The sequence below is a fragment of the Butyrivibrio sp. genome (genome assembly GCF_017940685.1).
In the GTDB taxonomy this organism is placed as follows: domain Bacteria; phylum Bacillota; class Clostridia; order Lachnospirales; family Lachnospiraceae; genus Butyrivibrio.
Genome location: NZ_JAGAYD010000124.1, coordinates 1 through 13,921, shown reverse-complemented (window position 1 = coordinate 13,921; position 13,921 = coordinate 1). Strand labels below are relative to the sequence as shown.

The 13,921-nt window shown below is 43.3% G+C and carries 11 protein-coding genes; 10 read left to right on the top strand and 1 reads right to left on the bottom strand.

Annotated elements, in window-relative coordinates:
* Positions 1-84 precede the first annotated feature (84 nt).
* The 10 genes from J6I68_RS07905 to J6I68_RS07860 all read left to right on the top strand — a co-directional run bounded on the left by J6I68_RS07905 (position 85) and on the right by J6I68_RS07860 (position 13,622).
* Entirely contained in the window at positions 85-903 is an 819-nt protein-coding gene (locus tag J6I68_RS07905) for a nitroreductase family protein (RefSeq protein WP_292219310.1), read from the top strand.
* Between the two features lie 124 nt (positions 904-1,027).
* The gene (locus tag J6I68_RS07900; protein ID WP_292219305.1) at positions 1,028-2,416 is read left to right on the top strand and encodes an alpha-amylase family glycosyl hydrolase; all 1,389 of its coding nucleotides are present in this window, start codon (positions 1,028-1,030) and stop codon (positions 2,414-2,416) included.
* 26 nt (positions 2,417-2,442) lie between these two features.
* Positions 2,443-3,459: a LacI family DNA-binding transcriptional regulator gene (locus J6I68_RS07895; protein ID WP_292219303.1), complete on the top strand. Its 1,017-nt coding sequence runs from the start codon at positions 2,443-2,445 to the stop codon at positions 3,457-3,459.
* Between the two features lie 181 nt (positions 3,460-3,640).
* Entirely contained in the window at positions 3,641-4,936 is a 1,296-nt protein-coding gene (locus J6I68_RS07890) for an extracellular solute-binding protein (RefSeq protein ID WP_292219302.1), read from the top strand.
* A gap of 68 nt (positions 4,937-5,004) precedes the next feature.
* Entirely contained in the window at positions 5,005-6,366 is a 1,362-nt protein-coding gene (locus J6I68_RS07885; protein ID WP_292219300.1) for a carbohydrate ABC transporter permease, read from the top strand.
* Positions 6,366-7,628, top strand: coding sequence for a sugar ABC transporter permease (locus J6I68_RS07880; protein WP_292219299.1), 1,263 nt, complete (start codon positions 6,366-6,368; stop codon positions 7,626-7,628). The genes J6I68_RS07885 and J6I68_RS07880 overlap by 1 nt, the downstream gene beginning before the upstream one ends.
* A 24-nt stretch (positions 7,629-7,652) precedes the next feature.
* Entirely contained in the window at positions 7,653-9,497 is a 1,845-nt protein-coding gene (locus J6I68_RS07875) for an alpha-amylase family glycosyl hydrolase (protein WP_292219298.1), read from the top strand.
* Positions 9,498-9,510: 13 nt separating this feature from the next.
* Entirely contained in the window at positions 9,511-11,793 is a 2,283-nt protein-coding gene (locus J6I68_RS07870) for a glycoside hydrolase family 31 protein (protein WP_292219297.1), read from the top strand.
* A gap of 252 nt (positions 11,794-12,045) precedes the next feature.
* Positions 12,046-12,804 (top strand): transposase, encoded by a 759-nt coding sequence (locus J6I68_RS07865; RefSeq protein WP_292219296.1) that lies wholly within the window; start codon positions 12,046-12,048, stop codon positions 12,802-12,804.
* A 68-nt stretch (positions 12,805-12,872) separates the two neighbouring features.
* The gene (locus J6I68_RS07860; RefSeq protein WP_292219295.1) at positions 12,873-13,622 is read left to right on the top strand and encodes an SIMPL domain-containing protein; all 750 of its coding nucleotides are present in this window, start codon (positions 12,873-12,875) and stop codon (positions 13,620-13,622) included.
* A 196-nt stretch (positions 13,623-13,818) separates the two neighbouring features.
* Here J6I68_RS07860 and J6I68_RS17415 read toward each other — a convergent pair whose 3' ends face one another.
* Positions 13,819-13,908 carry an IS3 family transposase gene (locus tag J6I68_RS17415; protein ID WP_442861718.1) on the bottom strand — a complete coding sequence of 30 codons (90 nt, stop codon included), beginning with the start codon at positions 13,906-13,908 and terminating at the stop codon, positions 13,819-13,821.
* Positions 13,909-13,921: the final 13 nt, after the last annotated feature.

Below are 13,921 nucleotides of genomic sequence, written 5' to 3'. Positions count from 1 at the left end.
AGGGTTGCATTATCGGCGTAAATAGTTATAATAGGAATTGTGAACAATTAAATTGCGCAATATACTAAATGAAGGGTGGTTGAAATGAGTAGTTTTATAGATCTTGTAAAGACAAGAAGAAGCGTAAGAACTTTCGATGGAAATGGGGTTAGCCCTGAAGTTTTAGAGGATCTTAAGAGCTTTGCAAAAGAGATAACAAATCCCTATGGCGTACAGAGTATAAGATTTGAATTCCTTGATAGGGAAAAGAATGACTTATCAAGCCCTGTTCTTAGCGGCGAGAAGTGCTATGTAAGTGCTGTTTGCTCCAAGGAAGACCATGTGGAAGATGCTTATGGATACTCTTTCCAGAAGCTCCTTATGAAGGCCCATGAGCTTGGTCTTGGAACAGTATGGATCGGTGGAACAATGCCAAGAGATAAGTTTGAGGCAGCGTCTCATCTCGCCGAAGGCGAGTTTATGCCATGTATGAGTCCTCTTGGAGTAACAGCAAAAAAGATGGCTATTAAAGAGACACTTATGAGAAAGGGTGTTAAAGCTGACACCAGACTTAAGTTTGAAGAGCTCTTTTATGTTAGGGACTTTAGTACTCCTATGACTGAGCAGTATGCCAAGGAGAATGGATTATTTGATGACCTTGAAGCAGTAAGATTTGCTCCATCTGCAGTAAACAAGCAGCCATGGAGGATTGTTGTTGATGGCAAAAAGGCTCACTTTTATGAGAAGCATGACAAGGGATTTTTAACTCCGGATTATGACCTTCAGAAGATCGATCTGGGAATTGCTCTTTATAATTTTGAAACCCAGATGACAACAGAGCTGCGTGATCCAGTGCTCACAGTGGAAGACCCACAGATCAGCACACCAGATGATGTTGACTACATAGCAACATACACTATCTAAGAAAATCAATACTTTTAAATGGCATTCAAAAGAGCTCTTGCAAAAGAGCTCTTTTTTCTGTATAGTGAAAAATGGTTAATCGCTTAATGTAATGTTTTTATCACATTTACAAGGAGCATAAATAATGAAGAAAGTTAAAATGAACCTTACTGCATGGATGCTGTTTACAGTGATCTTGCTATGTGGTGGTTGCTCTTTTAAAGGCCCTACCCCTGACCCAACAGTATCTAAGGCCCCAGAGTGGGTTGAGAGCGCTGTTATTTATGAGGTTAACCTAAGACAGTACACCCCCTCCGGCACTATAAATGAGTTCTCACAGCACCTTAAAGAGCTTAAGGACATGGGAGTTAATACCCTTTGGTTTATGCCTATTCATCCAATTTCTATAACCAATAGATCGGGGAAACTTGGCTCATACTACTCGGTTGACGATTACAGAGATGTTAACCCTGAATTTGGAACAAGGGAAGACTTTAAAGAGCTGGTGAACAAGGCACATAAAATGGGCTTTCACGTGATCCTTGACTGGGTTGCCAACCACACAGGCTGGGACAATGCCTGGATCACAGAGCACCCTGACTGGTATACACAAAAAGATGGAAAGATCATCTCACCCGAGGGAATGGGCTGGCCTGATGTTGCGGATCTTAACTACGACAACCCGGACATGAGAAAAGAGATGATAGATTCAATGAAGTACTGGCTCACAGAGTTTGATGTGGACGGTTTCAGGTGCGATTATGCCCCTGGAGTTCCTGCAGACTTCTGGTATGAGGCCAGGTACGAGCTTTCTAAGGTAAAAGATATCTATATGCTTGAAGAGGATCTGGCAGGTCAGGCTAAGGACAATCTTGAGTACGCTTTTGATTCCAATTATGCTGCGAAGGTCTATGAGACTTTGATGGCTGTGGGGAAAGATGCTAAGACCGCAGACAGGATCAAGCTATATATCCCTTCTTCGGAAAACAATACCTTTCCTATGTACTATCTGGATAACCACGATGTTAACTCCTACGACAGGACTATAGCTGAGGCTTTTTCACCGGAAGTACTTCCTTCAATGTACAGTGTCATATTTACGCTGCCGGGTGTTCCCTTGATCTATTCTGGGGACGAGATAGCCTATGACAAGTCAATAGCCTTTATGGAAAAAGATACCATAGATTGGAACAGGACTGGCAGAGACTATAGGGATCTTATCAAGGCCCTTTCAGAGCTTAAGTCTTCGCACCCTGCACTATGCAGCGACAATACAGGAGAAGGTTTTGAGATCATAGATACAGGCAACAAAAACATTTTTGCCTACAAGAGAATTGCAAAGGGTGATGAGGTTATCTGTATATTTAACCTTTCAAAGAGGCAGCAAGAGGGCGTAGATCTTAGCAGTATATTTCCTGATAAAGGGGAAGTGCTCTTTTGCGGAGTGTCAGATTCTTACGGAATTGGTGGTGAACTTCCAGGCGATACTCACACCTTTGAACCATGGGAGTTTTATATAATTGGGAATAAATAGATTTTCTTTTCCCAAAAGGAGAAAGAATGAACTTAAAAGAGATAGCAAAGAGAGCAGGGGTCAGCACCGCTACAGTTTCAAATGTCATTAACGGCAATAACCACAAGGTTTCCAAAGAAACCATAAAGAAGGTTAACGACATCATAAAGGAAACCAATTATAAACCAAATGCCATGGCCAGATCCCTTGCTAAAAAAGAGAGCAGGATAATAGGCCTTGTGGTACCTTATATGGGCAAGGATGAAGATTTTTTCACTAATCCTTACAATGCTCACATCATTGCTGCCATAGAACGCTGCGTAAGAAATGCTGACTATTACCTGATGATAAGATGCGTTCATGATCCCAAGGAGATCATATCCATCCTTTCTTCATGGAATGTAGATGGAGCTTTTTTCCTGGGTATTTTCCCGGATGAGGTAAAAGAGATAAAAAAGCTGGTTGATGCACCAGTGGTATTTATTGATACCTATGCAAAAGGTGAAAACATAGTTAACGTGGGCATCGAAGACTACAGAGGCGGATACCTTTCAGCCAGATATCTCATAGGTAAGGGCCATAAAAAGCTGGCGCTTGTTACGCCTAAATTTGATACCGAGGGTGTTATCACTGAGAGATTTAAGGGCTTTTCAACTGCTTGCAAGGAGAGCGGAGTAGAGTTTGGCGAGAGCAGTATCTTTTACACTGATACCACTTACATCAATGCTGTGGAAGTGGGACAGAATATAGGATTTTCAAGTGGCAGATATACGGCGGTTGCCTGTATGTCAGATATAGTAGCATTTGGTGTTATCGAAGGCCTGTCACAATGTGGCATAAGAGTACCTTACGATGTCTCAGTGATCGGCTTTGACAATCTGCCCAACTGCGAATACATGACGCCAAAACTTACTTCGGTTGCTCAGAACTTTGACCTCAAGGCTGACAAGGCCTGGGAATATCTCCTTCGCATGATCAAGGGAGAGAAGGACTTTGTGGCGGATGAAAGACTGCCAATCCGAGTGGCAGAGCGGTTTTCCGTGCGGAATCTACTGGAACAGTAAAAAACGTTAACCTATTGTTAACCTGATTTTTTATACAAAACATAGAAACAGCTTTCTGGGGATTGACCTTGGAAAGCTGTTAGTTTATATTCATGGTAAAGCGATTAACCAAAAATGAATTCCAGTGCATTGGGGAATAGCAAACAAATTTTAAGGAAGCAAAAGACAGGAGGATTTCAAAATGAAAATGAAAAAGTTAAGCGCAATACTTTTGTCGGGAGTATTAACCGCTTCTGCACTAGTTGGATGTGGTGACAGCGCACAGGGCGGCGCAGCAGCTACTACAAATGATGCAGGATCAGCAGCTGGGGCTGATGCAGCAGCTGCAGCACCAGTAGAGACTCAGGACGTAACTTTAAAGATCTGGGTCCCTGAAGAGGCAGTTGATGACACTGATGCAGCAGTAAAGGCGTTTGATGATCTTCATGATGAGTTCAACATCACTTATGAGATTGCAGTTGTAGGTATCGATGAGGCTCCACAGCAGCTTAATACAGATCCTGATACAGCAGCTGATATCTTCTATACACCTTCAGGCGGAGTTGCAGACCTTGTTAACAAGGGACTTCTTCTTCCTATCACTAAGGACTTTGAGACAATTGCATCAGACCTTCCAGAGAGTGCACTTACAGCTGTTACAGTAGACGGTCTTACATATGCAGCTCCATTCTCACCTAACACATACTTCATGTACTACAACAAGGATCTTCTTACAGCAGATGACGTTAAGAGCCTTGAGACAATCCTTTCCAAGGACACAGGTGCTAAGTACAACTTCAGTACCAACATAACAAACTCATGGTACATTGAGAGCTTCTTCTTAGGAGCAGGATGCACACTCTTTGGCCCTGATGGAAAAGATCCTTCAGAGTGCTCATGGAATGATGCTACAGGACTTGCAGCAGCAGAGTACATTGTTGATCTTGTTAATAACCCTAAGTACCTTGAGAACAAGGACGGCGTTGGCGGAGCAGAGTTCAAGGAAGGCAACCTTGCAGCAATCACAGATGGCGCATGGAGCGCTCCTTCATTCAAGGAGTCACTTGGTGACAAGCTTGGCGCAGTAGCTCTTCCTACAGCAAACATTGGTGGCAAGGACGTACAGCTTTCAAACTTCGTAGACTTTAAGACCATCACAGTTAAGTCAACAACAGCTTATCCTCTTGCAGCTCAGCAGCTTGCAGTTTACCTTGCAAATCCTGAGAACAGCCTTATAAGATTCCAGAATCAGGGTGATGTTCCTGTTCTTAACTCACTTGCTTCATCAGATGAGATTGCTAATGACGAAGTAGCGGCAGCACTTAATGCTCAGGCTACAAAGGCTACTAACCAGCCTTCAATCTCCAAGATGGGCGACTACTGGACACCTGCACAGGCATTTGGTGAGGGCGTTGTTTCAGGCGAGATCACAAAAGCAAACCTTCAGGAAAAGCTTGATGCCCTTGTAGACAGCATCACAGGAACACTTACAGAGTAATAAAGATAAGTGGTTTCGTATCGGGGCTGCATCTGCGGCCCCGATATTATAATTTAGGGAGCCTTAATATGGACAGAGAGTATAAGCGCAGAAATTTCATCACTACATTTACAAAGGGCAATATCTTTTCAAAGCTAAGCTACGTCTTTTGCGGACTTGCCAACATCAGATACGGTCAGGTAGTAAAGGGACTTTTGTTCCTACTTCTTGAAGCATGTTATTTTATCTTTTTATTTACCAAAGGGATAGGTCTTTTACATGACCTTACGACCCTGGGAGAACACGAACAGGGTATGGCCTTCAACGAGGCCATTGGCATCTATGAGATGCAGCAGGGTGACAACTCAATGATCATCCTCCTTACAGGAGTAGTTGCCATCGTTGTCACGATCTGCTTTTTAGCTATATGGCTTTTTTCCATTTCATCAGGTGAAAATGCCAGATTCAATCACGACAATGGACATCACGTCAATAACTTTTTTGAAGACGTAAGATCCTTAACTAATGAGAATATTCACTTCCTGCTTCTTGCTATACCTGTAGTAGGACTTTTGATATTTACTTTTACGCCACTTATCTACATGATCCTCATGGCGTTTACCAACTATGACAATGAGCATCAGCCCCCGGGACATCTGTTTGACTGGGTGCAGCTTGATAACTTTAAAACACTTCTTTTATCAAGTGACAAGCTCTCCCAGACCTTCTGGCCTGTTCTTGGATGGACTTTTATCTGGGGTATCTTTGCAACCTTCAGCTGCTATTTTGGCGGAATGATACTTGCAATGATCATCAATTCTAAGGGCATTAAGATCAAAAAATTCTGGAGGACCATCTTTGTTGTGACCATGGGAATTCCTTCATTTATTTCCCTCAAAGTTGTGGGAACAATGCTGGGGGAGAAGGGTATTTTTAACGTACTTATCCAGAAATGGGGTTGGACCGCATCTGCAGTACCTTTCCTTACACAGGCTTCCTTTGCAAGGGTTTCTGTTATCCTGGTCAACTTCTGGATCGGAGTTCCGGTAACTATGCTCATGGTCAGCGGTATCCTTATGAACATCCCTGGGGAACTCTATGAGAGCGCAAGGATTGACGGCGCAAACCCCTTCGTGATATTCAGGAAGATCACATTCCCTTACATGTGGTTTGTGACAACACCTTATATTATTGCGAACCTGATCGGTAACTTTAATAACTTTAGTGCCATCTATTTCCTGACAGGAGGCGGTCCAATGACTCTTGATTACTACAAGGGTGCTGGTAAGACAGATCTTCTTGTCACATGGCTGTATAAGCTTACAGCTGACACCAACGACTACAACCTGGCTGCCACAATCGGCATTTTGATCTTTATCATTTCAGCGACATTTACGCTTATTACCTTCCAGAGATCTGGATCAATGAAAAATGAGGAGGGATTCCAATAATGAGAAACAAAACTGTTATAGGACTTAATCTGGAACACTTCCTTAAGGCACTCATAGCCATAGTGATAGGCTTTATTTCGCTGCTTCTTCCTTTTACAAGTAAAGAGGCAGGAAGGAAAAACATGGTGAGCACGGCTGCTTCCGTGCTTTCGGCAGAACATGCGCCTGTTATATCTTTTTTCCTGTATCTTGCAGTGGTATTAACTGTGGTTTCACTTCTTGTGGGAATTGCTTCCTACATCTGGACCAGTGTAAAGATCGTAAGATGCTGGATGTATGTTCAGATATGCGCTACGTTTTTCTGGACAATGCTTCTTTTTGCTGCAAAAGTCATTCTTGATGAGAGCGGTGTTGAAAGCAACTTTCTTTTAAAAAATGCAGGAGTCGGATTCTGGCTGGGTCTTATTGCTGCCTATGTAAGTCTTGTTTTTATCATGAAGGTTGCAGAGGTCAATGTAGGATACATTATCCTTACTATTCTGGGAGTCATCTGGATGTTCCCAATCCTCTGGATTCTCCTTACAGCTCTTAGAGCAGAGCAGGGCTACTATGTCGGATACTTTTTCCCTAAGCACCTGACACTAAAAAACTTCTATGACCTGTTCCATAACACCGCAGTTCCTTTTGGAAAATGGTGGCTTAATACCATGATCGTTGCAGTATGCGGATGCGTACTTAACACACTTATCGTTCTTGGCACAGCCTTTGTACTTAGCCGTACAAGATTCAGCGGCAGAAAGCCTTTCATGAACATCCTCATGATCATTGGAATGTTCCCTGGCTTCATGTCCATGGTAGCTCTTTATAACATCTTAAAGGGTCTTGGCATGAATCAGAGCATTGGCGCCCTTATCGTTGTAGGAGCTGCAGGCGCAGCAATGGGATACCACATTACAAAGGGATTTTTCGATACTATCCCTAAGGCTATCGACGAAGCTGCCATCATTGATGGAGCTTCAAGACTTCAGATATTTACAAGGATCACTATTCCTCTTAGTAAATCAATCATCGTCTATCAGGTGCTTGGAACCTTCCTTGGAGCATGGTCTGACTATATCTTCCCAAGACTCCTTTTTGGCGACAGGCAGAGTTCTTACACTGTTGCAGTAGGTCTTTTCTGGATGACTGACTTTAGAAGGATCGACTCCTACTATACCCAGTTTGCTGCAGGTGCGGTAGTTATTGCAGTGCCTATTGTGATTCTTTTCATATGGCTTCAGAGATTTTATGTTGAGGGACTGTCAGGTTCTGTAAAGGGCTAAAACAAGATATTTAAGAGGGTTTACATGAGAGATTGGACTAAGAGTATATACAGCGATGGTACGGAAGGGTATGTAAGTAATCCCGCACCAAAGCTTGGAGAAGAGATAACGATAAAGCTCAGCTTTTTAAACGGCGCACCGGTAAGAGACGTTCTGTTTTGGAGGATTGTCAACGGAGCAGAGAGCTATTGCTCTATGGAGTTTGAGGAACGTAAAAGCGGTCTTGACTACTACAGGGTAAAGACAACACTCAATGAGCCAAAGCTTCAGTACCACTTTGTGCTTACCACAGAGGATGTTGCTTACTTTTATACCCAGGCGGGAGTGGAAACGACCGTTCCTGACTACAGGCATGATTTTGTCATAAGGACTGACTATATCAAGCCTTCTTGGGTTGATGGCGCAGTCTTTTACCAGATATTTCCTGAAAGGTTTTGCAATGGGGATCCTTCGAATGATGTTCAGGATGGAGAGTACGAGTACTTTGGACATCCCTGCAAAAAGATGCCGGATTGGAACATGGCGCCTTTGTCTGTAGAAGATGCCCATGGCATGGACTTTTTTGGAGGAGACCTTAAGGGTGTTCAGGACAAGATCCCATACCTTAAGGAGCTTGGCGTAACTGCCATTTACCTAAATCCGATATTTACAGCTTACTCAACTCACAAGTATGACTGCATAGACTATTTCCATGTGGATCCTCACTTTGGCGGAGATGAAGCTTTAGCGAGTCTGTCAAAGGCTCTTCATCAGAACGGTATGAAGCTGATCCTTGATATTTCTGTTAACCACACAGGAAGTGAACATGAGTGGACAAGGACAAAGAGGGAGTTCTATTTTAAGGATGCTGACGGTTCTCTAAAGGGCTGGTGCGGCGTAAAGAGCCTTCCCTTCATGGACTATCGAAATGAGGAACTTAAGGATCTCATCTACAGAGGTGAAAATAGTGTTCTTAGAAAGTGGCTTCGGCCGCCCTATGACATTGACGGCTGGCGCTTTGACGTGGCTGATGTTCTTGGAAAAAACGACGATGTGCAGGTGGCAGACCAGCTCTGGAGAGAGATTTGCAGAGCTATACGGCAGGAGAAAAAAGATGCTTTCATTATTGGGGAGCATTGGGGTGACTGCTATGAGTACCTGCAGGGAGATCTTTGGAATACTCCTATGAACTACTATGGCTTTGGCAGGGTGGTAAGGCAGTTTGCAGGTCTTCCGGATCTCTTTTTGGAAAGAAGTGAGGAGATCATGAAGGCAAAGTATGTCTTTACTGCAAAGGATGTGGTACGTAGGAGCGATGATCACTATACTGTGGTTCCGCAGGCTGTGGCAGACTGCCAGATGAATCTCTTTGACAGCCACGATGTGATGCGAGTTCATAACTATAAGGAAATATCTTTTGAAAGATACAGAGGTGTTGTCATTTCCTATCTTATGTTTACAGGCATTCCCTGCATCTATTATGGAGATGAAGTTGAGATAGATGGACACACAGAAAGTGACGCGGGCTGCAGATATCCAATGCCCTGGGGGAAAGAGGGTGCAGAACGGGACAAGTTCTTTTCCCTGTATAAGAGGATGATAGAGCTTAGAAGAGATGTTCATGCCTTTGCAAAGGGCGGAAGGAAGGTTATTTTTGATGAGGGAAGGATCCTGGCTGTTGCAAGATTTTTTGGCAGTGAAAAATATGTGGGCATCGTATCTAGAGAGGATGAAGAAAAAGAGATATCCCTGCCACTATGGCAGATCGGTGCAGCAGAGGCTGCAACTGATACTGATGAGTTTGAAACTACATTTACAGCAGTTTCAAAGGATGGGGAGCTTTTGATCAAAGTGCCGGCTGATGGGGCGCTTATCATAAAGGTTAACTAATTGGAGATGCATTATGAGCAAAGTAATAAGTGGGGATAAGTACAGGATAACGGTACTTACAGACAGGCTCCTCAGATTTGAATACAGCGATGAAGGAAGGCTTGAGGATGGACTTACTAAGACTGTGATAAACAGGGATTTTCCTGATGTGGATTCCTATGTGAGAAGAGAAAATGGTCTACTTATCATTGAGACAGATGAGCTTTTGGTAAAGTACGATGAAAAGCCCTTTACATCTAATGGTCTGTCAGTAGAACTTAAGAATTTCGGTACCTGTTATCACTACAGTTTTGAATATAACAATTCTGGAAGAAACCTTGGAGGTACTGTAAGGACTCTTGATACCATTGATGGGGGACTTCCTCTGGGACCTGGAATATTCGGAAGAGAAGGCTATGCAGTTTTATACGATGGGGACAGCCCTTTATATGACAGGGAGCTTGATCTGTTTTTTAACAGAAAAGAAGCTGTTACAGACTTTTATTTCTTTGGCTATGGCAGGGACTACTACGGCGGCCTTAGGGATTTTTACAAGCTAAGTGGTCAGGTGCCTCTGATTCCAAGATATGCACTTGGTAACTGGTGGAGCAGATATTACAAGTACTCTGAGGACAGCTATAGGAAAGTTGTTGATAAGTTTAAAGAGGAGGAGATTCCTCTTTCCGTTGCGGTGATCGATATGGATTGGCACCTTACTGAGGTTGATCCTAAGTACGGGTCTGGCTGGACAGGATACACCTGGGATAAGAAACTCTTTCCGGATTATAAGAGATTCCTTAAATACCTTAAGGATAACAAGCTGGCAACTACCCTTAACCTTCACCCGGCAGACGGCGTTCGTGCATTTGAAGATCAGTACAGCGCTGTGGCAGGGAGAATGGGCGTTGATACTGATTCGGAAGAGCCCGTTGAATTTGATTTTGGAGATGAAAAGTTCAGGGATGCATATTTTGAAGAGATCATGCAGCCCTATGAAAGAGACGGCGTTGACTTTTGGTGGATCGACTGGCAGCAGGGCTTTGGAAGGAAAGCTTCAGATGTGGATCCGCTTATCCTTTTAAATCACTATCATTACAGGGATCAGGAAAAGAGAAATAAGAGGCCCATGATCTTTTCAAGGTATGCAGGTCCTGGAAGTCACAGGTATCCTATTGGTTTTTCCGGAGATACAGTCTGCTCCTGGAAGAGTCTTGAGTTTCAGCCATATTTTACATCTACCTCCAGCAACATAGGTTATGGCTGGTGGAGCCACGATATCGGCGGACACATGATGGGAGATAAGGATAACGAAAGGCTTATAAGGTGGATACAGTACGGAGTATTCTCGCCTATCATGAGGCTTCACTCCAGTGCTAGTCCCTTCCTTAACAAGGAACCATGGGTAATAGATGAGCCTTATCACAGCGCTATGAAGAAGTTCATGAGGCTGCGCCACAGGCTGGTTCCATATCTTTACACAGAAAATTACAGGGCATACTCGGAGGGTAAACCTCTTATAAGGCCCATGTACTACGACTTTTCTGACAATGAAGAGTCCTATAATGTTCCAAACGAATACGGATTTGGTGATGCTCTTTTTGTCGGCGCTATAACTAAGCCGCTTGATAATAAACTAAAACTCTCATTTGTTAATATGATCATTCCTCACGGTCGATACGTCGATCTTTTAAGTGGAAGAGTATATAGCGGCGGCAAAAAGAGAAAGCTCTACAGGGGTATTTCCGAGATTCCTGTTTTGATGGCTGCAGGAACTATACTTCCTCTTGCACCTGACAGCGGTGAAAACGGATGTGACTGTCCAGACAAGCTGGAGCTTATTGTGGCAGCTGGGGCTGACGGAAGCTACACCCTCTATGAGGATGACGGCTACAGCACTGACTATAAGAATTGCAAGTTTGCGACTACTGCCTTTGAGTGCAGATTTGATGCAGGGGAGGGAACAATTGATGTTGTGATAAAGCCCTCAGAAGGTGACCTGTCACTTATCCCTGCAAAGCGCGACTATGATATAACCCTGCTTGGCGCAGGTGAACGCCGCACCCTGACAGTAAAGGGGGTCAAAACATCGGAAGGCATCACAGTTTCTTTTGACAACGTATCCCTTACAGGCAACGATCACGTAAAGGAAGTCTATGGCATCCTTGAAAGAGCAGAGATTGAGATCGTCACCAAGGATAAGATCTATAACGCAGTGAGCACCATGGATGCTGATGCATTCCTTAAGTGGCTCCAGCAAGGAGATTTCTCCGAAAATCTCAAAGATGCCATCACGGAAGTCTTTGAAGACATATTGTAACTTTCTCTCCACGCCCGGCGGCCTATTCTGGCCTCCGGGCTTTTTCATGACACGGGGACGGTTCTACTGTCAGCTTTACAAACATGACACGGGGACGGTTATACTGTCAGCTTTACAAATATTCCTACAAATGTTATAGTCTGTTCTTGGAATTCATTCATCCCAATTCTTGGGAATCTGGATAAGTTTTTTATTCAGTCTGTTTCCATATTATTGAGTAAACGATAATTAATACATTCAGGAGGTAAACTAATGCCGCGTCATGCGCGAAACAAGAGTGCATCGGGTTATATGCACGTAATTGTCAGAGGAATTGGAAAACAATTGCTCTTTGAAGATGACTATGATTATAAGTATTATCTGAAAAAACTGGAGACATACTGCATGGATACAGAGGTCAGCGTCTGTGCATATTGTTTGATGGATAACCATGTCCATCTCCTGGTGAAAGGAGAATCAGAAGCGATAGTTCTTTTGATGAAGAAAATAGGTGTGAGTTATTCGTGGTACTACAATAAAAAATATGATCGGGTAGGGCATCTCTTTCAAGATAGGTATAAGAGCGAGCCTATAGAAAATGAAAAATATCTTTTAACTGCATTTCGTTATATTCTAAAGAATCCTGAAAAAGCAGGGATATGTAGCGCGGCTCGGTATCCCTGGAACAGCTTTTGGTTTTATGACAAGCCGCTTCCATATATGGATTTATCAGCAGTGAAGGCGACTCTGGGCGATTTTGGTCAATATAGAGAATTCATTGAGCAGAAAGAGGATGACCAGGGGCTTGAGTACTCTGAGACCTGGTACAGTGATACTAGCGCAAAAGAGTTAATGGAGAGATGCTTAGGGATAACAAGTGGAACAGCTTTGCAGAACTATAGTAGAGAAAAAAGAGATGAGGCACTTATAACATTGAAAGAATACGGATTAACAGTGCGACAGATAGAAAGATTGACGGGTATTGGACGTGGCGTTGTTCAGGATGCTGGAAAAAAACGAAGTAAAAGATGACAACAGAACCGTCCCCGTGTCATGTGATATAATTAAGGGGAGAATTTAGAGTTACAGGAGGAAAAAGTATGGAAAACAAGAAAACTGGGGTTTTAGCTCCGCTGATCATTGGAGTTAGTGTGCTTCTTAGTTGCGTGGCACTGGCGTTTGGGCTTTCACATTTCAGGTCTGAGTCTAGCCATGTGATTTCGGCAACGGGTAGTGCCAGCGTGGATTTTGATGCGGACATTATTATCTGGAGAGGCTCATTTAGTGCAGTTGACTATAGCTCGCAGGCAGCATACGCAAAGATTAAATCCGATGCTGATGAAGTAAAAAAGTATCTTACAAATAACAGCATCTCAGAGGATGAGATTGTTTTCAGTGCAGTAGATATCAGAAGAACCTACAGGGATGTTTACGATGCCAATGGCAATTACGTAGGTCAGGAGGAAGATGGCTATAAGCTTACCCAGAGTGTAACGGTATCTTCCAAGAACATCGAGACAGTAGAGAAGATATCAAGAGACATTTCAAGTCTTCTGGATCGGGGAGTGGAGCTTGAGTCTGACTATCCTGAGTACTACTATTCAGCTCTTGATGAGCTAAAGCTTGACCTCATTGATAAGGCATCTGCCAATGCAAAAGAGAGAATTGACATTATCGCCAGGAATTCTGGAGCAAGATTAGGCAAGCTTAAGAATTCCAGTCTTGGAGTATTTCAGATAACAGCTCAGAATTCAGGTACAAGCAGCTATTCCTATGACGGCGCTTTTGATACAAGTTCTCAGCATAAAACAGCAACCATAACAGTAAAACTGGAGTATGATCTCAAGTAAATATGATTAAGTAAGACACGGGGACGGTTTGCTGACACGGGGACGGTTCTACTGTCAGGTTTTACTTAGATAAAACCTGACAGTAGAACCGTCCCCGTGTCAGCAGAACCGTCCCCGTGTCAGCAGAACCGTCCCCGTGTCAGCAGAACCGTCCCCGTGTGATATGTACCCAGAATCCTGGACACATATTTATGAATTAGGTTGAACACATGGATGCTATCCTGTATTGTACAGGTGGCATCCATTTTGTTTTCGCCTGAATCCTTTTGTTATTGTAGTAGTCTATATATTCTTTAACT